This is a genomic window from Paenibacillus sp. OK076 (assembly GCF_900110055.1).
Classification (GTDB): domain Bacteria; phylum Bacillota; class Bacilli; order Paenibacillales; family Paenibacillaceae; genus Paenibacillus.
The window spans coordinates 1-21,549 of record NZ_FOCH01000001.1 but is presented as its reverse complement, the minus strand read 5'-3'; the positions used below and the strand labels follow the sequence as shown (position 1 = coordinate 21,549).

At 48.3% G+C, this 21,549-nt stretch carries 22 protein-coding genes, 1 rRNA gene and 2 riboswitches; of the genes, 14 read left to right on the top strand and 9 right to left on the bottom strand.

The features are described from left to right. Positions 1–4: 4 nt before the first annotated feature. From BMY78_RS00115 to BMY78_RS00105, 3 genes are read right to left on the bottom strand one after another with little or no spacing between them, the layout of a single operon-like run. Positions 5–799, bottom strand: a complete 795-nt coding sequence (locus tag BMY78_RS00115) for an energy-coupling factor transporter transmembrane component T family protein (RefSeq protein ID WP_090893490.1) — start codon at positions 797–799, stop codon at positions 5–7. After that, the gene (locus BMY78_RS00110) at positions 774–2,282 is read right to left on the bottom strand and encodes an ABC transporter ATP-binding protein (protein ID WP_090893489.1); all 1,509 of its coding nucleotides are present in this window, start codon (positions 2,280–2,282) and stop codon (positions 774–776) included. The genes BMY78_RS00115 and BMY78_RS00110 overlap by 26 nt, the downstream gene beginning before the upstream one ends. Beyond that, positions 2,283–2,876 (bottom strand): ECF transporter S component, encoded by a 594-nt coding sequence (locus tag BMY78_RS00105; protein WP_053784146.1) that lies wholly within the window; start codon positions 2,874–2,876, stop codon positions 2,283–2,285. It lies immediately after the preceding gene. A 238-nt stretch (positions 2,877–3,114) separates the two neighbouring features. Continuing rightward, positions 3,115–3,225: riboswitch (TPP riboswitch) on the bottom strand. Between the two features lie 163 nt (positions 3,226–3,388). Between BMY78_RS00105 and BMY78_RS00100 the strand changes: the two genes are divergently transcribed. Continuing rightward, positions 3,389–4,342, top strand: coding sequence for a copper amine oxidase N-terminal domain-containing protein (locus BMY78_RS00100; protein ID WP_090893488.1), 954 nt, complete (start codon positions 3,389–3,391; stop codon positions 4,340–4,342). A 172-nt stretch (positions 4,343–4,514) separates the two neighbouring features. On the opposite strand, the gene BMY78_RS00095 is transcribed toward BMY78_RS00100, so the two are convergent. The 3 genes from BMY78_RS00095 to BMY78_RS00085 form a co-directional block, all read right to left on the bottom strand. After that, positions 4,515–5,183 (bottom strand): pectate lyase, encoded by a 669-nt coding sequence (locus BMY78_RS00095; protein WP_090893487.1) that lies wholly within the window; start codon positions 5,181–5,183, stop codon positions 4,515–4,517. A 368-nt stretch (positions 5,184–5,551) separates the two neighbouring features. Further along, positions 5,552–6,427: a radical SAM/SPASM domain-containing protein gene (locus BMY78_RS00090; RefSeq protein ID WP_064640556.1), complete on the bottom strand. Its 876-nt coding sequence runs from the start codon at positions 6,425–6,427 to the stop codon at positions 5,552–5,554. Positions 6,428–6,563: 136 nt separating this feature from the next. After that, entirely contained in the window at positions 6,564–7,256 is a 693-nt protein-coding gene (locus BMY78_RS00085; protein WP_090893486.1) for an aspartate/glutamate racemase family protein, read from the bottom strand. A gap of 286 nt (positions 7,257–7,542) precedes the next feature. Here BMY78_RS00085 and BMY78_RS00080 point away from each other — a divergent pair, with 286 nt between their 5' ends. From BMY78_RS00080 to BMY78_RS00020, 13 genes are all read left to right on the top strand, one after another. Then, positions 7,543–8,733 (top strand): iron-containing alcohol dehydrogenase family protein, encoded by a 1,191-nt coding sequence (locus BMY78_RS00080; RefSeq protein ID WP_090893485.1) that lies wholly within the window; start codon positions 7,543–7,545, stop codon positions 8,731–8,733. After that, positions 8,730–9,785 carry an ABC transporter substrate-binding protein gene (locus BMY78_RS00075; protein ID WP_090893484.1) on the top strand — a complete coding sequence of 352 codons (1,056 nt, stop codon included), beginning with the start codon at positions 8,730–8,732 and terminating at the stop codon, positions 9,783–9,785. Before BMY78_RS00080 ends, BMY78_RS00075 begins: the two co-directional genes overlap by 4 nt. Positions 9,786–9,812: 27 nt before the next feature. Next, a complete protein-coding gene (locus BMY78_RS00070) occupies positions 9,813–10,598 on the top strand; it encodes an ABC transporter permease subunit (protein WP_090893483.1) in 786 nt (261 codons plus the stop codon). 23 nt (positions 10,599–10,621) lie between these two features. Next, entirely contained in the window at positions 10,622–11,398 is a 777-nt protein-coding gene (locus tag BMY78_RS00065) for an ATP-binding cassette domain-containing protein (RefSeq protein ID WP_090893482.1), read from the top strand. A 24-nt stretch (positions 11,399–11,422) separates the two neighbouring features. Beyond that, positions 11,423–12,544: a histidinol-phosphate transaminase gene (gene hisC, locus BMY78_RS00060; protein WP_090893481.1), complete on the top strand. Its 1,122-nt coding sequence runs from the start codon at positions 11,423–11,425 to the stop codon at positions 12,542–12,544. A 105-nt stretch (positions 12,545–12,649) separates the two neighbouring features. After that, a riboswitch (TPP riboswitch) is annotated at positions 12,650–12,752 on the top strand. Between the two features lie 170 nt (positions 12,753–12,922). Next, positions 12,923–13,690: an ABC transporter ATP-binding protein gene (locus BMY78_RS00055; protein WP_090893480.1), complete on the top strand. Its 768-nt coding sequence runs from the start codon at positions 12,923–12,925 to the stop codon at positions 13,688–13,690. Next, a complete protein-coding gene (locus BMY78_RS00050) occupies positions 13,677–14,522 on the top strand; it encodes an ABC transporter permease (RefSeq protein WP_090893479.1) in 846 nt (281 codons plus the stop codon). Before BMY78_RS00055 ends, BMY78_RS00050 begins: the two co-directional genes overlap by 14 nt. A 117-nt stretch (positions 14,523–14,639) precedes the next feature. Further along, positions 14,640–15,707: an ABC transporter substrate-binding protein gene (locus BMY78_RS00045; RefSeq protein WP_090901803.1), complete on the top strand. Its 1,068-nt coding sequence runs from the start codon at positions 14,640–14,642 to the stop codon at positions 15,705–15,707. 279 nt (positions 15,708–15,986) lie between these two features. Continuing rightward, complete coding sequence (gene thiM / locus BMY78_RS00040) at positions 15,987–16,799, top strand: hydroxyethylthiazole kinase (RefSeq protein WP_090893478.1); 813 nt, start codon at positions 15,987–15,989, stop codon at positions 16,797–16,799. Then, a complete protein-coding gene (gene thiD / locus BMY78_RS00035; protein ID WP_090893477.1) occupies positions 16,796–17,608 on the top strand; it encodes a bifunctional hydroxymethylpyrimidine kinase/phosphomethylpyrimidine kinase in 813 nt (270 codons plus the stop codon). Before thiM ends, thiD begins: the two co-directional genes overlap by 4 nt. After that, the gene (thiE, locus tag BMY78_RS00030) at positions 17,608–18,273 is read left to right on the top strand and encodes a thiamine phosphate synthase (protein WP_090893476.1); all 666 of its coding nucleotides are present in this window, start codon (positions 17,608–17,610) and stop codon (positions 18,271–18,273) included. The genes thiD and thiE overlap by 1 nt, the downstream gene beginning before the upstream one ends. Positions 18,274–18,438: 165 nt before the next feature. After that, on the top strand, positions 18,439–19,182 hold the full coding sequence (locus BMY78_RS00025) for a MerR family transcriptional regulator (protein WP_090893475.1): 744 nt from the start codon (positions 18,439–18,441) through the stop codon (positions 19,180–19,182). A 221-nt stretch (positions 19,183–19,403) separates the two neighbouring features. Further along, entirely contained in the window at positions 19,404–19,865 is a 462-nt protein-coding gene (locus BMY78_RS00020; RefSeq protein ID WP_090893474.1) for a ferritin-like domain-containing protein, read from the top strand. A 94-nt stretch (positions 19,866–19,959) separates the two neighbouring features. On the opposite strand, the gene BMY78_RS00015 is transcribed toward BMY78_RS00020, so the two are convergent. From BMY78_RS00015 to rrf, 3 genes are all read right to left on the bottom strand, one after another. Beyond that, positions 19,960–20,610 (bottom strand): deoxynucleoside kinase, encoded by a 651-nt coding sequence (locus tag BMY78_RS00015; RefSeq protein ID WP_090893473.1) that lies wholly within the window; start codon positions 20,608–20,610, stop codon positions 19,960–19,962. Further along, positions 20,607–21,230 (bottom strand): deoxynucleoside kinase, encoded by a 624-nt coding sequence (locus tag BMY78_RS00010; protein ID WP_090893472.1) that lies wholly within the window; start codon positions 21,228–21,230, stop codon positions 20,607–20,609. Before BMY78_RS00010 ends, BMY78_RS00015 begins: the two co-directional genes overlap by 4 nt. 224 nt (positions 21,231–21,454) lie before the next feature. Next, positions 21,455–21,549, bottom strand: a 5S ribosomal RNA gene (rrf, locus tag BMY78_RS00005); the annotation flags it as partial.

Genomic DNA, 21,549 nt, shown 5'->3' with positions numbered 1-21,549 from the left:
CACCTTATCTTACATCCACAAGCGTTGAATGATATGGGATTGTGGTTCCCAATATATAAGCAGCGGTTAACATGATGATAAAATACCCCACAAACCATACATCCGCTCGGGAATATCCGATCTGAACGTAATAGGTACGGCTCCCGCCTTCCTTGAATCCTTTCGCTTCCATCGCCACCGCCATACGCTGCGCACGGCGAATACTCTGTGCAAGTAGTGGAATAGCATATCGTTTCAGTGTGCCGTATACATTCCAGCGGGAGCCGTGCTGCCTCGTTCCCCGAATGCGGATGGCATACCGCAGCGTCTGGAATTCATCCAGCAAAATCGGAATCATACGCATCGCCGCCAGGAAACTATAAGCATACTTAGGTGGGAGCCTCCACTGCTGCATGAGGGAATAAAAGAGACGAACAGGCTTGGTCGTCAGGCCGAACAACAATCCAGCTGCCGCCATACTTAGGGAACGAAAGCCCAGGTGCAGCCCGCGATAGAAGCTCTCTTCGGTAATATGAATCAATCCCCACTGAAACCAGGTGGTCTCGCCTTTACCAAACATGATCATCCCTGTGGAAGTTGATATAAATACCAGAATGAACGGAGACGCATACAGCAATAATCTGGGCCATGGGTGACCTGTCCAGCCCAGCAATAACAGCATGACAACTGCCACATTCGCCATTACATTCAGGTTGTGAACAAGAATGACGAAGACAAACAGCAATGTCAGGAAAATCATTTTCAACCCCGGATTCACCGCGTGAAGCCAAGTCTCACGATGAGGAAACGAGAGCTGCATCCGTTAACCTCCCCTCATCCACCGTCCAGATCCTGTTGCAATAACGTTTCACGATTTCATGATCATGCGTAACCATCACGATGGCTGTCCCTTCACGCCGCAACCGCTCCAGCTGGGATAACATGGAAAAGGTATTCCGCGCATCCTGTCCAAAGGTAGGTTCATCCAATAACAAAATACGCTGTTCCCGTACCAGAGCTGATGCTACACTCAGCCGTCGTTTCTGTCCCATCGACAATTGATATGGGTGCCTACCGGACAGCTCACTCAGTCCGAATTGCTCCAACATATGATCGGTTCGGATACCTCTTTCTTCGGCAGTTAGCTTTCCGCTCAGCAAGGAAAATCCCACTTCATCACGGACTGAATTTGTCACGAATTGAAATTCAGGATTCTGGAATACAAAGGCAATGCGATCTGCAAGCTGCTCGGTTTTTCCAGCCGATTGTCCTTCCACAACATATTGACCTGTCGTTTTTAGAATATTCATCATGGACAGCAATAATGAACTTTTACCTGCCCCGTTAGCCCCGACAATCCCCACCCAATCTCCGTTCCATACCTTGGCCTGCTCCACCTGAATGAATGGCGTTTTTCCGCGCCATCCGGTGAATTGCTGCATTTCCAGGGCTGGTTGGATCAGTGCAGAGGTTTCCCCCTCCTTATAATCTATACTTTCAGTTTCTGTTGCACCGTAACGACTATCCTCTCCTGAGACCCATGCCTGTGCCTTCGATTGGCCTCGTTCTTCCCAGACCCCTGGATACCAGATCCCGTATTCCCTGAGCATATTCCGCTCATCTGTAAACACCTGATTCGCCGGGCCATCTGCCACAATCTTTCCTTCAGGCGACAATACGATGATTCGGTCTACCCACTCGACGATTTCATTAATTTTATGTTCTACGATAATGAGTGTTTTGTCCTGTGCAATCTGTTTCACCGTTTCCCACACCTGAGAGGTTCCTTCATCATCCAGCAGTGCCGTTGGTTCATCCAAAAAGAGTACGTCTGGCTCCATGGCCAGAATCGAAGCCATCGCAAGACGCTGCTTCATACCCTGAGACATCGATTGAATGAGTGTTCGATTATGTTCAAAGCATAACCCAACCTGTTCCAGGTATTGATGGATAAGGGTAGGCATCTGCTCGCGTGGAATATTCCGGTTCTCCAATACAAAAGCAATCTCTTCATCCGTATATGACATACAGAACTGGGTATCCGGATCTTGAAAAACAATGCCGGGCTGCTCAGGCACCCGAATGTCATCACATTTCATCGGAATCTCCACAGATCGCGGAATCAGACCGCTCAGAATTTGCAGCAAGGTTGATTTGCCAGATCCGCTTGGACCAAGCAATAATACTTTCTCCCCTTGACGCACAGAGAGAGACAAGCCTTGAAACACCAAGGCCTTCTCTCCCGGGAACTTGCATCTTAGATTCGTAACACCTACCGCTTGCACATTCTCCACTTCATTCATCTAGTCCAGCGCCTCGTAATCCTGCTTCGACACCGGTCTAAGGGATCGTGTTACACCTGTAAGCTCCAGCGCTTTGGCAAGGTAATAGGCGAATACACCTGCAATCAGAATACTGCCAATGAAGCGGAACCCGATAAACAGTGTATAGTTCCAAGCCGAGAGGGAATCAATGTACCCGTACTGATAATCCAGTACAAGCGAAGCTGCCGCTGCACCAATAGCCGCAAGGCAGGTGACGAACAGATTGCTTTTCCGATACAGAAATGCGGCGAAGAAGATCTCTGCACCCAGCCCTTGCAACAGTCCATACACCAGTGTCGACATGCCCCACTCACTTCCGAGAAAAGCACTCACCGTGGATGCCGCTACTTCAGCCAGAATGGCTACACCCGGCTTACGAATGATTACAAAGGCAAAGGTTCCCGCCATAAACCACATGCCATAAATCATCTGCTCCGCATGAACGCCGAATGGCTTCATCAGATCATATGTAGGTCCCCATATTTTGTAGATCACCCCGAAGACCACCGCAATCACAATCGTTACCAAAATATCGGTTAACTTCAATCTGTTGCTGCCTACTGCTGTTGACATGTTCTCTACTTCCTTCCTCTGTTTCCCTGGATTTATAAAATAAACAATAAAACAAACAAAAAAGCCTCCCCGGTTTCCAGGCAGGCCATACGCACAGTTTACAATCTCACGATGCTGCGCATTAGGCAGATATAGAGAAAGAAGAAAACAAACGACACCATTCCCGTCACATCAGAAAAATCCTGCTGCACCCAAGAAACGCTGACATTTATGTTCTATCCCTATCGCTTACCATTGCACATCGCAAATTCATGTTCTCTACGCTGGCATTACCCAGATCAGATTTACGGTCAGCGGCACAAGGCCGCTCTCTCAGCCCAACTTCATTGAGCTCCCGGTTCACTTATTTCATTGCTTCTACTGTACAACACATGGGTATTTGTGACAATCCCGGAAAAATCATTACGCTGTATTTTGGGTAAATCAGAGAAGACATTCTGTGGTGTACTTTACAATACTATGCAACATTTGGATCAAGTAGTCCGTTTGGTATACAAGAAGGGAGATTGATAATGATGAAACAAACCAATACTGCCTGGCAGCAAAAAAAGTGGAAAATGATCCTTGCCGCTTCGATTCTCACCGCGGGTACGGCACCCGCACTGCTGTCATCCACTGTCGCGGAAGCAGCAACAACACACAAACCGACAGCGTATATTAACAATGTACAAGCTCAAAATGATGTGGTTATAAAGCAGGGTATAACGTACGTAGCATTGACTGAACTTCAATTCCTCGGGGACTATACGTTTGGCTACAATAACAAAACAAAACAGATTAGCATCAGCACAGACAGCGACAAATATGTTCTTATACCCAACAGCAAAACAATGAAGAAAAACGGTCAGAATGCGACGTTGTCGTCCGCTCCCATTCTGGTGAATGGCAAAGCCATGCTTCCGCTCCGTGCCATTGGCGAAGCCTTTGGCGCACAGGTTCGCTGGAACCAGACGGCCAAGGAGGCCTACATCTACACCACGGATGCTGCGGTGGTCAAAGACTACAGCAGTGCTGATCTGACTGTGGCGCGTGAAGCTGCGCTGCATTTGCCACGCTTCTCTGAACTGGGACAAGCACGCCTGGAGATTCGCAACCCTCTGGGTCCAGTGGATTCATCCATTCAATACATTTTTGAACAAGGCAAAAAGGAAAGTTTCTTCATTGTTGAAGATAACGATCTGATCAGCTATTACACGATTAAAAATGAAAACGCCCTGCTGAAATGGCAGGCCAATATCGGTAAAGATGCCGGAACTATCGGTGACCTGTTTTTTATCAAAACCAAACCCGTTGCTGAAGCAGGGACTCGCCCTTCCGTCAAGGGTCAAACCCTCGTATCATTTAAGTATTCTCGTATGCTTGAAGAGACTTCCTACGAGATCATGAACAAGTCCGGCTCCATCCATGCGGGCTCCATTGCCCCTGAGAAAGGTAAAGTGATCGTTGAAGTTCCGGAAGAAAAGTAAATTGGAATGCCCGCCCAGGCTTTAGAGACCTTTGTATCGGCGCAGGTGGGCAAATGATGCTTCTTCTGAATGCAACACCAAAAGGGATGTCCCCTACGTGATGAATAAACATAACGGGGGACATCCCTTTTTAGCATTATTCTTTATTTATTCGCTCACGGATATCATTGTCTTAATATTGCGTATTTCCGGACTGACTGGTTTTTCCCGAAGCAAATCCCTTAAATAAGGTCGGGACTTTAGAATAACGGGTATTTGTAATTTTCCCTTGCGATGTACTGCTGTCCGTACGCATGATCGAATCTTTGACGTTGGAAATATTTGAGTTGTCCAGCGTCATGTTCACCGTGAAGGTGGTTCCACCATTTTGACGCACCAGCTTGCCAATATCGTCTGCACGGAAATTTTTAATGTTAATCGTTCCGGCTGCATTAATTTGAAATACTTTATCGTAGGCTTTGTAAGCTGCCCCGCCAGTAATGTTGACTGTTCCGGCTGATTTCAGAGTCAGAGCGTCCTCGCCTACATCCTCCCACACCACATTTGAAATTGTACAGTTACCGTAACAATGAACACCGTCAGCTGCGGGTGAACCGATATTTACATTTTTGAGCGTGGCGCCTGCCTCCAGTCGAAATACCGGCTTCTGATTTTCCGCTTGAGATCCATCTCCCAGTGTGGAGGGGTTAGCTACATAGGTTTGGCCTTTGCCGTCAAACGTTTCACCCTTGGGTACAATAATCGTTGAGTTTACCACAGTAGGTGCGGCAAAAGCTGGAATTGCACTGAATAATGAAGCGACCAAACCCGCGGACAGTAACAACGTCAACATTTTTTTCATCACTTAAATCCTCCCTTATTCTGATGAATTGGCGTACAAGCATAAGCTTGTCCTCAAGGAACCGATCAGAGGTGCACCTCTGGCTTGGAACCTACCCTGATCCTACCAAAAAAGGAATGTTACGATAATAATCATTAGCTTAGATATAGAAACGACAGCATTATACCTGTGTTCTCGGCATTTTTTGCATCGTACTCCATTGTGTAATGTGCCGATCTCAACTTCGGGTATGCTTCTTTTACAACTTATAATCTATGGCTATATGCTCCTTTATCGTTCTAAAAAAAAAAACGAAAGACCACTTCATCTGTTTTCAGACAACGTGATCTCTATTATTTTGAATCTCATTTTATTTATTAAATTACGCTTTAGGCTCCGAACCGCTGACGATATCCGCACTTCCGACATAATTCCTCCACGGCTTCCCGTTTGGAGAAACCATAGAACAGATTATTGGCTCGTTCACCATCCACAATCTCCGAGAACGATTTTTCGTGAACGTTGCCCAAGTTAATTACACCTTCACCATCTAGACAGCATGGAACCACAGTTCCATCGACAAGCACGGCTGCCTGACTGCGAAGCGCATGACAGAAGCCTTTACCATCATCTTCGGGTGCATCCAGACTCGGCCACTGGAATTCATGATCCTGATTCAGATATACATTCGGGGCAATTTTGACACCACTCCCTGGCACCACTTTCTCCTCAATACGGAAATCCAGATTGAACTCTCGTTCAAGGACCTCCAGCGTCTCCCGGTTTCGGTTCATCTGCGCATTCGTAAAGTTATCCTGTGTCAGATTCCAGAGTCGGAATGAAATAATGACATTGTGCTTCACGGCTTCTCGGACAAAAGACAACACATTGCCCAGATAACCCTCACGGTCTGTAGAACCCTCATGACCATCAAAGCTGTGCAGGGAGAAGTTCATCTGACGCAGCGCGGGTTTGCCAAGCAGTTTGTGCTGGGTTTTGGGCAGCAGCGTACCGTTTGTTGTAATGTTGACCTTGAATCCCTTTTCATGCGCTGAATCCAATAACAGATCAATTTTGGGATGAAGCAGCGGCTCACCTTTGACATGTAAATAAATATGTTTGGTATGGGGTTTGATCTGATCCAATATATTGTTGAAGACTTCAGGGTCAATGAAATTTTTGGCACGTTTGGTCTGTGGACAGAAGCTGCATGCCAGATTACATATACTTGTGATCTCAATATATACTTTCTTGAACGTTTTCAACTCGGGGTCCCCATTCTGCTTAGAGGGAGAACAGTCCCACCCTCATTTGTGATCCGGCTCATATGTGCCACCACTATTATATCGGGTTCAGGTGCCAAGGTAAATCAGAGAACCGGTTTATACCGTTAGGTCCATTTTATTTGGCTAATGCCAGATTAACAGATTCAATGGCATGTATACGTGTTGTGTCAAATAAGGGCACTTCTGAATCCTCCGGTTTAACTAATAATCCAATTTCGGTACAACCTAATATTATTCCTTCAGCTCCATTGTCAACTAACCTCTTGATCACCTTTTTATAATAGTCCCTTGATAAGGGTTTAATTTCACCTAAGCATAATTCGTCATATATTATTTCATTGATCACTTTTCGATCCTCTTCATTCGGTATCAAAACCTTAATGCCGTTATGCTCAATACGTGTTTTATAAAAATCTTGTTCCATCGTATATTTGGTGCCAAGTAAACCAACTGTACTTATTTTGGACTTTTGAATCTGGTTGGCTGTTGAATCAGCAATGTGTACAACGGGTAAGCTAACTTTTTCTTCAATATGATTAATCACTTTATGCATCGTATTTGTACAAATTACAATCATTTCAGCTCCTGCCTTTTCCAAAGACTGAGCAGCATTGCCTAATAATTTTCCAGCGCTTTCCCATTCTCCCTCAGCTTGATAGCGCTCGATTTCTTCGAAATCCACGCTATATAAAATGCACTTGGCTGAATGCAATCCTCCCAATTTAGTTTTCACTTCTTCGTTAATAATTCGATAATATTCTAGCGATGACTCCCAGCTCATTCCACCAATAAGGCCAATAGTTTTCATAAGCACTCCCCTCTTCCTAGGTCATATCCCGAAAGCAACCTATAGAAATTTAATAGACATTGTACCGTATTCTTACATCTTAAATAAACCTGCCTCCGTAAGCAAAGTAAAGAGTCGATTCCCCCTCGTTCCCCCGTTCTACAGTCACCTATAGATTCTTTCAATCGAAGTATAGGATGTATTGATAGTCTGGGTTATTGTGGTTGCTGCAACGCGATGCTAGAATTTAAACAATTTAAAACCAAGTTAAAACGTAAGAATAATAAGTTATAAGGGGAGTGTATTCATGATTACTGTTAAAGCACCCGCAGTATACGTACACGAGGCTAACATTCTTGAGCAAAGTGGTTCGCGGATTGCACAGCTTGGGCAGCATGTTCTCATTATCGCCGGTGAGTCTGCATTAGAAGCCGTGAAGCCTTACCTTCTTCCTTCACTGGAGGAGCATAAGATCAAATTCCATGTGCAGTTGTTTCATGGTGAGGTTACAACAGGCCAGATTGATACTTTTACGCAGCAAGCTTTCGATCTGGATGTTGATCTGATTATCGGCGTCGGTGGTGGTAAAGTGCTCGATCTGTCCAAAGCGGTGGCCGAGCAAGCCCAATTGCCCATTGTAACAGTCCCAACGATTGCCGCAACCTGTGCCGCCTGGTCCGCCTTAACCGTGCTCTATGATGAACAGGGACAATCTGCAGGCTATCGTCCCCTGCGGCGTTCGCCTAATCTCGTTCTGGCTGATTCTCATATTCTGGCGAGTGCACCAAGACGGTATTTGGCCGCTGGGATCGGTGACACACTCGTAAAATGGCATGAGTTCGCCGTTAATCTAAGTGGCAACGCCACCAGTCTCACTCTTCGAAACAGTGTCAGCACTGCCAAGCTTGCACTTGATATTCTTGAAGCGCACGCCATCGAAGTCTATGAATCTACCGATACAACCGGCAGTACACCCCAATTCCGTGATGTTGCCGATGCCATTATTGTGCTCGCCGGCCTTGTAGGCAGCATTAGTGATGGATCACTTCATGCCGCGATTGCTCACGGTCTGCATGACAGCCTCACCAAATTACCCGAAACACACGCTTCGCTACATGGAGAAAAGGTAGCCTTTGGACTCTTCACCCAGTGGATTCTTGAAGGCAAAGCAGGGGATGAGCTTCATGAGCTGACCACGCTGTTACATAAGCTGAATCTGCCTATCACTCTTGCTGAGCTTGGCATACAACAACAGCCTCAGGAAGCTGCTGCACGCATTGCAGCAGGACTACAGCTGCGGGAAGGCAGTGCGGCACATCTCTCCTTCGGAGTTAGCACAGCGCAGGTAACTGAAGCCATTCTTCAGGCAGACCGTATCGGCCAGGCATTTATCGAATCCAATGATTCTATTGAGTCCAATGGATCTATCACTAAATTCACTGAGTCCGTTGAGTCCAATGAGAACAACTCATACACCAAGGAGGTTTCCTCCCTATGATCCGTCCAAACCGCCAGCACACTCTTGCCTTAACTGTATTTCTGAGCGCGGTTCTGTTGTTGCTAATTTCCGGCTGCTCTGCCGGAACTGACAATCAGGCCGCGGGTACAGGTACAACACCGACAGCGGCATCAGCTGCTTCGAATAAAGACGTTACCATTCGGGTTGGTCAGACCGGATGGGGCAATCTCGAATTGGGACTGAAAGCCGCCGGACTCGATGACACCCCCTATAAAGTCACTTATAACGTATTTCAGGGAGGTAACCTGATCCTTGAAGCGATGGCTGCAAACCAACTGGACTTTGGTGTAACCAGTGAAATTCCGCCCATTTTTGCATCTCAGGCTGCCAATGGTGGAAGCTTCAAAATTATTGCGGTACAACAAGGCAGCACCTTGAATCAAGAGGTCGTTGTCCCCAAAGGTTCTTCGATCAAATCGGTTGCTGACCTGAAAGGCAAGAAAGTGGCTTTCGTAAAAAATACAACGGCCCACTATTTCCTGCTCAAAATGCTGGAGGAAGCCGGATTAACCTGGAGTGACATCAGTCCGGTCGAACTTACAACAGCGGACGGACTCAGTGCCCTAATTAGCGGGAAAGTGGATGCTCTCGCCAGTTACGGCAATGCCATCATCTCCGCACATCAGAATGAAGCAACAACGCTCGCCAGCGCCAAAGATATCCTGTCAGGCAGCTTCCTTGTGGCCGCCTCCGATCAGGCTATTGCGAATGAGGAACAGAAAAAGGCCCTTGCCGATTATCTGGAGCGAATCAACAAATTCAATGATTGGGCTCGTGCCAATAAGGATGCGTGGGCTCAAATTACAGCAGACAACACCCACCAGCCCGTGGAGCAAGCCCTTAAAACCTACACGGATGGAGAGGCACAACGGCCATCGCGGATTGTTGCCATTTCTGACGAAGCCATCAAGTCCGAACAGGACGTAGCAGATACGTTTCAACAAGCAGGAATTTTTGACCAGGCAGTTGATGTGAGCACATTCTGGAGTGATGCTCTTCAAGATCAACTTCCAGCTCCAGGTAGCCAATAATGAACGAAGCAAGGAGGTAGGCATAACGTGCGGTCCAACACCTTTAACCGGGCATGGTTTAACCGATTTATTCCTTTTGTTGTACCACTACTCATTCTGGCTCTGTGGCAATGGCTGACTGCATCCGGAGTTGTTGCAGCCAATATTTTGCCCCGTCCCGCTCAGGTACTGGAGGCCTTCATTCGTCTGCTTCGTAACGGTGAACTACTGAATAATATCAGTATCAGCGCCAAGCGAGCTTTGGGAGGATTCCTCATTGGTGGGGGTCTCGGTTTCCTTCTGGGTGTGCTGAACGGCATCTCCTCCCTTGCGGAAAAGATCGCTGACTCCTCGGTGCAGATGATCCGCAACATTCCGCATCTGTCCTTGATCCCCCTCGTTATTGTGTGGTTCGGGATCGGTGAAGAAGCCAAATTATTTCTCGTTTCCCTGGGTGTATTCTTTCCGGTATATCTGAATACGTTCCACGGTATTCGATCGGTTGATCCCGGTCTGATTGAAATGGGCAAAGTATATGGACTCAGCCGTTGGTCCCTTTATAAGGACATTATCCTGCCCGGTGCACTGCCTTCCATTCTGGTGGGCATTCGATATGCACTTGGCATTATGTGGCTGACCCTCATCGTAGCCGAGACGGTTGCGGCGGATGCGGGGATTGGATACATGGCAATGAACGCGCGGGAATTCATGCAGATGGACGTCATCGTCTTAAGCATTCTGCTATATGCTCTGCTGGGCAAGCTGTCCGATACCATCGCCAAATGGCTGGAACGGCGCTGGCTGCGCTGGAACCCGGCCCTATCCCGCAAGTAAAGCCAAAGGAGCGTGATTCATCTATGAGCACAAGTCAGATCAGTCCTTTTCTTCAAGTAGATGGGGTTCAGAAATCGTATGATCAGCGGACGATTCTGTCCGACATCAACGTCAATGTAAGACAAGGGGAATTTGTAGCCATCGTTGGACGAAGCGGCTGTGGCAAAAGTACGTTGCTGCGTCTGATCGCCGGGCTGGAGGCCCCCTCTTCCGGGAGCGTTACGCTGGGCAACAGAAAGCTTGGCAGTACGGCACCCGAGACACGGTTTCTGTTTCAGGAAGCCCGGCTGCTGCCTTGGAAATCTGTGCTCGACAATGTACGGCTGGGCATCCCCGACAAGAACAAGGAAGATGCACGCCAGTCGCTTCGCAATGTGGGACTCGGAGAGCGTGAAGGTGACTGGCCGGGGGTATTATCTGGCGGACAAAAACAACGTGTCGCCTTGGCACGGGCACTCGCTAGTCATCCGCGCCTACTGCTGCTGGATGAACCGCTGGGTGCATTGGATGCATTAACCCGAATTGAGATGCAGCAATTAATCGAACGCTTGTGGGTAGAAGAAGATCTGACCGTCATTCTGGTCACGCATGATGTCAGCGAGGCGGTTGCGCTGGCAGACAGGGTGCTGCTAATCGAAGATGGTCATATAACGATGGATACCCGTATTACGCTGGAGCGGCCACGCGTTCGGGACAGCGGGTTTGCTCATTTTGAAAACCTGATTCTGAATCGCTTGTTGACTCCTCCACAAGAGACACCACAGCAGATTGCCCAGAAACAGATCTCATTCTCGATCTAATTCCACTGGAAAGAAGGCATGATTATGCAATCCCTTTCACCCGTTCCCTCTCCTCCTGTTAAAGACCTGTTAAATCAAATTCCGGCTTATACGCCTGCTAAATCCATGGAACAGATCCGGCGGGAGTTGGGACTGGAAAGTGTGGATCGACTCGCTGCAAACGAGAATCCGTTTGGTTCCTCTCCGCTGGCAGCAGAAGCGGTCAGATCGCTGAGTTCCGATCTTTTGGCTCAATACCCCGACGGTTCCAGCCAACTGCTGCGTGACAAACTTGCGGAACGTCTGGGGGTTCGTACTTCCCAACTGGTATTTGGAAGTGGATCTTTCGAGCTCCTCACCCTTACCGCCCAAGCTTATCTTAATCCCGGGGAGGAATCACTCATTCCGGTGCCCTCCTTTAACTGGTATAAGGGCGCTACGCTGCTGGCAGGCGGGGTCATTCATGAAGTGCCTTTGGTCAACCATTCACTGGATCTGGAGCAATTCCGGCAGCGGATTAATACTTCTACCCGAATCATCTGGCTGTGCAATCCGAATAATCCGACCGGAACCATTTTCACGGCAAATGCCCTGCTTGATTTACTCGAACATGTTCCCTCCCATGTCGTGGTTGTCCTGGATGAAGCGTATTATGAATTCGCGGAAAGTGAAGATTACCCTGATACGGTTAAGCTGCTGGAGCAGTATAATAATCTGATTATTTTGCGGACCTTCTCCAAAATATATGGACTGGCCGGACTGCGTATTGGATATGGCATCGCGAATGAAAGCATCATTGAAGGCATTAACCGGGTCAAGCTGCCCATCAGTCTGACAGCCACATCCCAAGCCGCTGCTTCGGCCAGCCTGGATGATCATGAATTTGTTTCTCATTGCCTGCAATACAATCGTCAGGGACGGGAAACGTTAATGCAATCCTTTGATCAGTGGAAATTACCCTACATCCCTTCCGAAACCAATTTCATCATGGTGGATCTGTTGCAGGATAGCGGCCCGATTACCAAAGAATTGTTGAACAGAGGTATCTCTGTCCGCGGCGGTGCCGAATTCGGTATGCCTACCTGGCTTCGGATTACGATTGGCACACCTGAGCAGATTGTCCGGCTGATCGGTGAGCTTGATTCACTGTTACATTCAAACGATTAGAATAGGTTACTTTCCTAACTCTCATTACGCACACTTCTTTTAAGCCGCCCTCTTTACATTCTGCTTGCATGTGATATATGCTGAACACACAACTGCATATCTTAATCATTGCACTAGGGGAGCCTTGCGGCTGAGACGAATCGAACGATTCGGACCCTTTGAACCTGATCTGGATCATACCAGCGGAGGGAAGTGGAGCGGCCTCTCAGTAAGCGGATTTTTTCATGTTGATGATGAAATTTAATGTGAATTGAACTTACAGACCCACTCATTTCTCCGGAAATGGGTGGGTCTTTTTCGCATTCTTCGGGCAGATCAGAAGGTGTAATTAAAGATCACGCAGTTTGAAGTTTGAATAATAAAGGGGAACGGATCGAGATGGATAACGACATAACCATTCATAACATGAGCTACGCCTTCCCGGGAAAAAGGGATTCCCCCGTGCTCTCCAATGTGTCGATGCGTGTAGCCAAAGGCGAATTCGTCTCGCTCATCGGTTCCAGCGGCTCCGGTAAAAGCACCCTCTTCAAGCTGCTGGCAGGCCTGCTTGAGCCAACCCACGGAACCATTAATATTCCTTGGGTTCAGGAAGGAAAGCGACTGGGGCAGGTGGCCTACATGCCGCAAAAGGACCTCCTGTTACCCTGGCGAACCGTCATGGAGAATTGCATGCTCCCCGCTGAACTTGCTCCAGGTCGGCAGGATAAGGTACGAATTCGAGCGGACATTCTGGCCGGTCTCGACCGATTTGGCTTATCTGGCCACGCGCATGCTTACCCGGACGAGCTGTCAGGTGGCATGCGCCAGCGTGTCGCGCTGCTTCGTACGTTGCTGACAGGTGGCCAGCTCATGCTGCTGGATGAACCATTCGGCGCACTCGATGCCCTGACCAAACGTGAGATGCATCGCTGGCTGCTGGAGTTCTGGGAAGGCTTGGGCAAAACCGTGTTGTTCATCACGCATGACATTGAAGAAGCCCTGCTGCTCAGTGATCGGATTATTCTGTTAACTCCGGTGGGCCAAAGCCAACAGCTGCTGGATCTGACGGTACCTTTGCCGCGTCCAAGACATTCGGACATGATCTACGAACCCGCTCTCGTTCAGATGAGACGACGACTGGAGGAACAATTGCATGCGAGACGGTAACTTGAGAGATAGCACGAAGTATAGCGCAAGAGGTTGGCTTGCCCGTTATGGTCTATTTCTTTTGCTCATGATCCTGCTGCTTGCTCTCTGGGAGTGGATTGTGCGTATGGGATGGGTGCCTTCCTTCATCATTCCAGCCCCGACGGCGATTGTCCGTTCCCTGTATGAGCATCGCCACCTTCTGCTGGGTACACATTTGCCCGCTACCTTGATGGAGGTTGTCGTTGGCTTTGGCTTGTCCATTGGTGCCGGAATTGCACTTGCAACGGGTATGCATATGAATCGGTCGATTGAAAAAGCGTTATATCCCTTCATCGTGATCAGTCAGACGATCCCGCTGATTGCCTTGTCCCCCGTCTTCATCCTGTGGTTTGGCTACACGCTGTGGAGTAAAGTCGCGGTGGTATTCCTGATCGCATTTTTCCCAATTGTGGTGAGCACCTACGATGGCCTGCGCCAGGGTGATCCGGAGCAGCGTGAACTGCTACTGACGATGGGGGCCAGCAAGTGGGATATTTTCCGCAAACTCCAGATTCCACTTGCCCTTCCCTCCTTCTTTTCGGGAATGAAAATGTCTGTGGTTTATTGTGTGGTCGGTGCAACGATCGGGGAATGGCTCGGTGGAAGCAAGGGCCTTGGTTACTTCAGCCGCAGAATGTCGAGCAATATGAACACGGACGCCATGTTCGCCGCCATTGTGCTGTTATCCCTGCTCGGTATCGCCCTGTTTGTACTCCTTGCATGGATGGAGAGAAGATTCGGTACACCACGTCATGCAGGTAGAAGAAAAGCTGGATCATTTCCGGAGGCAGACCTGCCAAAACAGACGTAGTGTGCTTTGCCCAATCCCCTGCTATCGACTAAAAATTACAGCGCAGCGTTATCCCATCTCAGGAATGTAAAACTTATGAATGATAAACAGATAAAAGGAAATGAGGAATTTGAAGCTATGAAGAAAAAACATATCTACTCCCTGCTCCCCACTCTGCTCATGACCCTGTTGCTTACCATCAGCGGATGCGGAAATACGGGTATCAACACACCTGCCACAGATTCAACTTCCAATGCAAAAGATACAGAATCATCTGCGGCCGAGAGGTCATCGGCATCCAAAGACAAGCTGTCCATCATGCTCGATTGGTATCCGAATGCAGTGCATTCCTTCATCTATGCTGCACAGGAAAAAGGTTACTTCGCGGATCAAGGTCTGGATGTTGATATTCAGATGCCTGCCGATACCAATGACTCACTCAAGCTTGTTGCTGCCGGGAAAATCGATCTGGCGCTGAGCTATCAGCCGCAAATCTTGCTCGCGCGTGGGGAAAACATTCCTGTACGTTCGATTGCAGCCGTCGTTCGGCATCCGCTCGTGCATCTGTTAACCGAAGCCAACGGTAAAGTGAAATCGCCAAAAGATCTTGAAGGGCTGACGGTCGGCTATTCCTCAATCCCCCTGTATGAAGCAATGGTGCGTACCATGATCAGCCAGGATGGCGGTAATCCCGACAAGATGAATCTGGTCGATGTAGGATTTGACCTGATCCCTTCCCTGGCTTCCGGGCAGGCAGATGCCATTATGGGTGGTTTTATTAACCATGAACAATTGATTCTGGAAAAGGAAGGTCATGCCATGAAATCGATCAATCCCGTCGATTACGGTGTACCTGATTATTATGAACTGGTCCTCACTGCAAGTGATGCGGGCATTGAAGCGAAAAAGGATCAGCTTACCCGCTTCATCAAAGCATTACAGGATGGACAGAAATATGTAACAGAGCACCCCGAGGATGCGCTGAACATTCTGCTCGCACATGAGAACGAAACGTCTCCTCTTGACCCGGAGATCGAAACCAAAAGTCTGAATATTTTACTGCCGCTGATGAATGAAGAAGGTCAGCCGTTTGGCAGGCAGGACGCCCCTTCTTGGGAAAACGTACGGGCATGGTTGGTTCAAAGTGAACTGATTCCGGATTCCGTAAAGGCTGAGGATGCTTTTATCAATTTGCAGGGTGAGTAGGAAACTCGACTGCTGGGTGAAGATCAAGAGATTTTGAAAGTTGTATATTCATTTTCGGATGACGCCCACATGAGTAGCTGCAGAATTCAATCACTCTACGAATAGAATCTTTATCGAGGATAGGAATTTTAATTAAGCTTTCTATATGCACTTTGTAGCTATCCGTGAATAGCTTTTTTGTTCCCATCATTTAATAACCCCTATTAACAACATATATAAGGGCCATCCTGCCCTGCCACTTTTATTGATTAATTTGCTTATTTATAAGGAGGAACTCATATGACTTACCTGGAACGTGTTCGTACACAAAATCCGCTTGTTCATAACATTACGAATATTGTCGTCGCTCCGTTTACAGCCAACGGTTTGCTCGCACTAGGTGCATCTCCCTTTATGGCCTATGCGCATGAAGAGGTCGCTGATGTTGCCAAGATGGCAGGAGCAGTTGTACTGAACATTGGCACTTTGGACGAAAAGGTAGTTGAGGCAATCCGCCTGGCTGGTCAATCCGCCAATTCAAATAACGTGCCTGTTGTGCTCGATCCGGTTGGTGCTGGCGCAACCGCCTATCGTACAGAAACCGTTCAGATGCTCGTTCGTGAGCTTCGCCTCACGGTGTTGCGGGGTAATGTGGCGGAAATCGCCAATGTCATCGGTGAGCGTTGGAGCATCAAAGGTGTGGATGCAGGTCAAGGCGAGGGCGATCGAATTGGAATAGCGGAACGGGCAGCACAAAAACTCGGCTGTGTGGTCGTCATTACCGGACGCGAGGATGTCATTACGGATGGACAAACGACGTTCCTGACGAGTAATGGACATGCCTTGCTTACCCAAGTGACAGGTGCAGGCTGCTTGCTCAGCTCGGTAATTGGTACTTTTGCAGCCATTGCGAAACCGGGAGACGACCTGCTGGAAAGTATTGTGGAAGCTCTAGCTTTCTATGGCGTTGCTGCAGAGATTGCGGCGGAACGTACCGCTGACCTGGGACCGGGCAGCTTCCAGATCGAATTGCTGAATCAACTGGCTCAAGTGACACCTGACGTTCTTGCGCAGCGGGCACAGGTTCGTCGGATTGATGGAGGTGCGCAATGAGTATCGCACAGGCTTTGACGATTGCTGGTTCCGATAATGGTGGTGGCGCCGGAATTCAAGCTGATCTGAAGACCTTTCAGGAGCTCGGTGTATATGGCATGACTGTGATTACGGCTATTGCTGCCCAAAATACAACAGGTGTGCAGGGCGTCTTCCCTATTTCATATGAAGGTATCGCTCAACAATTGGATTCGACCGGGGATGATTTTCAACCTTCAGCCGTGAAGACGGGCATGCTCTACAGTGCCGAAATTATTCGACTGGTCGCCGAGAAAAGGCAGCAATACGGCTGGTCCAATCTGGTCATCGATCCGGTTATGGTTGCCAAAGGCGGCGCCCCTCTGCTGCAACAGGAGGCCGTTCAGGCGCTAATTACAGAGCTGCTGCCTCATGCACTGATTACGACACCGAACATTCCGGAAGCCGAGCTTCTTACTGGAATGTCTATTATGAATTTGAGTCAGCGCGAAGAAGCCGCAAGACGAATCGTGCAAATGGGCTCCACGTATGCATTGGTGAAAGGTGGTCATGATGAGGGAAGTGGCATGATTGTCGATGTGCTTTATGATGGGCGGTCTTTTCACTATCTGGAGAACGTTCGGGTGGTGACAAGGCATACCCATGGAACGGGATGTACATATTCTGCAGCCATTACTGCCGAATTGGCGAAGGGCTCAACTGTATTGGCTGCCGTCACCACCGCGCGAGCATTCATCCAGGCAGCCATCGAAGATGAGCTGGGAATTGGGTCCGGACATGGGCCGACGAATCATTTTGCGTATCAGCGCAGACTGCGGGGTGAACAATAATGCGCCCTCTGGATGCAGAAGCGGTAAGACGTGCGATGCAGGTGTATTTGGTCATGGGCAGCGTGAATACGACGCGTGACCCCGTGGAGGTGCTGCGCCAAGCCATCGCTGGCGGCATTACGCTGTTCCAGTTCCGGGAAAAAGGAACTGGCGCTCTGGTTGGCGAAGCACGCATCACGCTTGCGATGCGGCTTCGCGAGGTGTGCAGCCAGCACGGGATACCGTTCATCGTGAACGATGATGTGGAGCTGGCTGTGGCGGTGGAGGCCGACGGTATGCATGTCGGCCAGGACGATGCGGACGCGGCGCTGGTACGCGCCCGCATCGGAGAAGGGCGGATGCTTGGCGTATCCGCCCACTCCGCGCTGGAAGCCCGCCGTGCAGTGCAGGCGGGCGCCGACTATCTTGGCGTCGGGCCCATGTACCCGACGCGGTCCAAAGCGGATGCCCACGCTGTGCTGGGCCCCGCCGGGGTTGCCGAACTGCGCGCCGCAGGCATCGCAGTTCCGGTGGTGGGTATCGGCGGCATTACGCCCGATACCACGGCCGCCGTGATGGCGGCAGGAGCCGACGGCGTAGCCGTCATCTCCGCCATCGCGGGCGCGGCCGATGTGCGCGCAGCGGCTGCGCAGTTCGCTGCGGCGGTGCGCGGGATGCAGGCGTAGCCATGCGCTCCCTGCACCGCCAGCCCGTGTGCTGCACCAAATAGAGTGCAGCACACTCATTCTCAAGATGCAGCTTCTACGCCTGCATCTTATTTTTTCATTTTTACTTGTTGACTCTCACGTAACGTGACGCTGTACAATCGGTGGTGTAAGGAGGTTTCCATCATGGCCATGAAAGTAAAAGAAGTGTCCGAACTTGTCGGGATTAGTGTGCGCACACTGCATCACTATGATGAGATCGGGTTGTTAACACCGGACAAAGTGACTTCTGCCGGATATCGACTGTATTCAGATGCCAATCTGGAAATGCTGCAGCAGATTTTATTTTTTAAAGAACTCGATTTCTCTCTGAAAGATATCAAGGAGATTATAAACAATCCATCTTTTGATCGAGAAGAAGCCCTGAATATGCACCGTCGTATTTTGCTGGAGAAACGCCAACGATTGGACCTAATGATCGCCACCATTGATAAATCGGTTCAACACGTGAGAGGAGAAATTAAGATGACAGCCAAAGAACAATTTGAAGGGTTTAATTTCAGTCATAATCCGTATGAACAGGAAGCGAGGGAACGTTGGGGAGACCAAGCGGTGGATCAGGCTAATCAAAAGTTACACAAGCAGTCTCCTGAGGAGCAAAAAGCTCTATCCGATCAAATGAATTCAATCTACACCCGTCTTGCAGCAATCCGTCACACGGATCCAAACTCTGCCGAAGCTCAAGCCGGAATCTCGGAATGGTACAGCTATCTGAACAACATGGGCAATTATCCTCTTGAAGTCTTCAGAGGGTTGGGCCAAATGTACGTGGACGACGAACGTTTTACACGTAATATTGATCAATTCGGCGAAGGCTTGGCTGTATTTATGAGGGATGCCATGGATGTGTTTGCTGGTCGAAACAGTTAATCAAGCGTTAAGCTTTAGTTACGATTTTGTATCAACCGGTGTCAACCAACATTAACTTTCTTAAACAATTGGGATATCACTCAAAGCTACCTATTACTATATGCATTCAAAAAGGGGGTGTCCATAAGTCATGAGCATGACGATGGGCACTTTAAGAAATAGGAACATCCGCCCAATAACCGCATATTCTGGTTAAAACGTGTTTGGAAGGAGTACTCCCCATGTACTATGTTCCCTATTTCCGGAATGACAACATGCTGTTAGCGCAAATTTCCAAAGCTATTAATGGAGAATCCTCAGCAATTGCCTGTTACGCAAAACTGGCAGAATTGGCACCCTCAGAAGTGGAAAAAGCCCGTATTCTGGAGATACGTCTTGATGAACTAGAGCATCTTCAAAAATTCACCGCTATTTATGTTTCGTTAACAGGTACGCAACCTACGGTCCAAATCTCTTCGGATTGTCCATCAGAGTATTTTGCGGGAATTGATTATGCTTTTAATGATGAGCAAAATACGGTTGAGTTTTACTCACAAGTCGCAGATCAAGCAAATGACCCTTACATTAAGGAAACGTTTCGCCGTGCAGCAACGGATGAACAGAGACATGCCGTCTGGTTCCTGTATTACTTAACAAAGCATAAGTCAAAAACATCTTTTGAGAATTCTCCTATTACCAAATAACGAAAAAAATCCCCTCTAGAAGCTTTCGCTGGCATAGAGGGGAAAACGATATAACTCTCATCATCTCTTGTCAAAAGACAGTTTATATATACACTTAAGCTCTCTTGGAAGGATTAATGACAGCAGCAATCTGCGCCAAAATGGCATCCACCGATGCTGGGTCATTCACATCATACTCATCAATGTTCAACCGCAGTACCGGACAGGCCGTAAACTGATTAATCCATACCGAATAGCGCTCATGCATATGCTCCCAGTAAGAACGGTCCGTCTGAATCTCCATCTCCCGTCCGCGTTCCGTAATCCGATTCAGAATGGATGGCAGGCTGCCTTCCAGGTAAATCAGTACGTCCGGATGAGGGAAATACGGTGTCATCACCATTGCTTCAAACAAACTGCTGTACGTCTCAAAATCTGTAGCCGACATTGTACCCTGATCCGCATGCATTTGCGCAAAGATGCCTGTATCCTCATAGATAGAACGATCCTGTACAAATCCACCGCCCAGTTCAAAGATTTTCTTCTGTTCCTTGAAACGCTCTGCCAGGAAATAAATCTGCAAATGGAAGCTCCAACGTTCGAAGTCATGATAGAACTTCTCCAAATAGGGATTGTGGTCGACTTGCTCAAGCGAAGTCTTAAAGCTCAAACGCTCTGCCAGTGCCGCTGTTAGCGTAGATTTGCCCACCCCAACGGTACCTGCTACCGTAATTAACGCATTGGCCGGAATGCCATAGTTGTTCATGTGATATACTCCTTTACCTGATTAACAATCTGTTTGAAATGTTCGGGATGTTCTACAAAATCGAGCTGCTCCGCATTCACCTTAATGATAATTGGCCGATTCGGGCTGCTGGCCAGATAGGCCATACCTGTTTTATAATCTGCAATTAACTGCTCCATATAAGCGGGGTCCATATCCTGCTCAAAAGAACGTCCGCGTTTGTTGATACGTTTCATCAATGTATCGAGTTCAGCCTCAATATAAAGCACCAAATTGGGTTTCGGTAAATCATCCGTTAAGAGATGATAGATTTGACGGTATTTGTCCCGTTTCGTTCCTTTTAAGGTACGTTCGGCAAAAATCATATTTTTATAGATATGATAGTCCGAAATGACGGGGGTATTCTTCTTAATATAGTGCACGCCTGTGTCTTCCAGTTGCTTAAACCGGTTACACAGAAAAAACATTTCAAGCTGGAAGCTCCACTCATCTATATCCTGATAGAAGGAAGCCAAAAAGGGATTCTCTTCTACAATCTCCTTGACCAGCGGAAGGTTCAATTCCTGAGAAAGCATCGTTGCTAACGTTGTTTTCCCCGCACCAATCGGACCCTCCACGGCAATAAACGGGGCTGATTTCATCGTAATTCAGTTCCTCCTCGTACTCATGCGTGTTTCCGTTTCTATATAGACCCCACCTATTGTATCACAGCTTGGATGATGGGAAGGCCAGTATTTTATGTATAAAATGAGTTTAATCTCTAAGATGAAGATATATAAAACAGCCTACAGTAGTTATAATCATTCCCATGATCATAATAACAGAAAAAGACACGATCGCAGATAAGCGATCGTGTCTTTTGATTGCTTGGCGGCGTCCTACTCTCCCAGGACCCTGCGGTCCAAGTACCATCGGCGCTAGAGGGCTTAACGGTCGTGTTCGGGATGGGTACGTGTGGAA

What these genes read in the sequence shown, in the direction of transcription:
- BMY78_RS00115 (WP_090893490.1), bottom strand. Translation starts at nt 799, where the DNA reads ATGCAGCTCTCGTTTCCTCATCGTGAGACTTGGCTTCACGCGGTGAAT.
- BMY78_RS00110 (WP_090893489.1), bottom strand. Translation starts at nt 2,282, where the DNA reads ATGAATGAAGTGGAGAATGTGCAAGCGGTAGGTGTTACGAATCTAAGA.
- BMY78_RS00105 (WP_053784146.1), bottom strand. Translation starts at nt 2,876, where the DNA reads ATGTCAACAGCAGTAGGCAGCAACAGATTGAAGTTAACCGATATTTTG.
- BMY78_RS00100 (WP_090893488.1), top strand. Translation starts at nt 3,389, where the DNA reads ATGATGAAACAAACCAATACTGCCTGGCAGCAAAAAAAGTGGAAAATG.
- BMY78_RS00095 (WP_090893487.1), bottom strand. Translation starts at nt 5,183, where the DNA reads ATGAAAAAAATGTTGACGTTGTTACTGTCCGCGGGTTTGGTCGCTTCA.
- BMY78_RS00085 (WP_090893486.1), bottom strand. Translation starts at nt 7,256, where the DNA reads ATGAAAACTATTGGCCTTATTGGTGGAATGAGCTGGGAGTCATCGCTA.
- BMY78_RS00080 (WP_090893485.1), top strand. Translation starts at nt 7,543, where the DNA reads ATGATTACTGTTAAAGCACCCGCAGTATACGTACACGAGGCTAACATT.
- BMY78_RS00075 (WP_090893484.1), top strand. Translation starts at nt 8,730, where the DNA reads ATGATCCGTCCAAACCGCCAGCACACTCTTGCCTTAACTGTATTTCTG.
- BMY78_RS00065 (WP_090893482.1), top strand. Translation starts at nt 10,622, where the DNA reads ATGAGCACAAGTCAGATCAGTCCTTTTCTTCAAGTAGATGGGGTTCAG.
- hisC (WP_090893481.1), top strand. Translation starts at nt 11,423, where the DNA reads ATGCAATCCCTTTCACCCGTTCCCTCTCCTCCTGTTAAAGACCTGTTA.
- BMY78_RS00055 (WP_090893480.1), top strand. Translation starts at nt 12,923, where the DNA reads ATGGATAACGACATAACCATTCATAACATGAGCTACGCCTTCCCGGGA.
- BMY78_RS00050 (WP_090893479.1), top strand. Translation starts at nt 13,677, where the DNA reads ATGCGAGACGGTAACTTGAGAGATAGCACGAAGTATAGCGCAAGAGGT.
- BMY78_RS00045 (WP_090901803.1), top strand. Translation starts at nt 14,640, where the DNA reads ATGAAGAAAAAACATATCTACTCCCTGCTCCCCACTCTGCTCATGACC.
- thiM (WP_090893478.1), top strand. Translation starts at nt 15,987, where the DNA reads ATGACTTACCTGGAACGTGTTCGTACACAAAATCCGCTTGTTCATAAC.
- thiD (WP_090893477.1), top strand. Translation starts at nt 16,796, where the DNA reads ATGAGTATCGCACAGGCTTTGACGATTGCTGGTTCCGATAATGGTGGT.
- thiE (WP_090893476.1), top strand. Translation starts at nt 17,608, where the DNA reads ATGCGCCCTCTGGATGCAGAAGCGGTAAGACGTGCGATGCAGGTGTAT.
- BMY78_RS00025 (WP_090893475.1), top strand. Translation starts at nt 18,439, where the DNA reads ATGGCCATGAAAGTAAAAGAAGTGTCCGAACTTGTCGGGATTAGTGTG.
- BMY78_RS00020 (WP_090893474.1), top strand. Translation starts at nt 19,404, where the DNA reads ATGTACTATGTTCCCTATTTCCGGAATGACAACATGCTGTTAGCGCAA.
- BMY78_RS00015 (WP_090893473.1), bottom strand. Translation starts at nt 20,610, where the DNA reads ATGAACAACTATGGCATTCCGGCCAATGCGTTAATTACGGTAGCAGGT.
- BMY78_RS00010 (WP_090893472.1), bottom strand. Translation starts at nt 21,230, where the DNA reads ATGAAATCAGCCCCGTTTATTGCCGTGGAGGGTCCGATTGGTGCGGGG.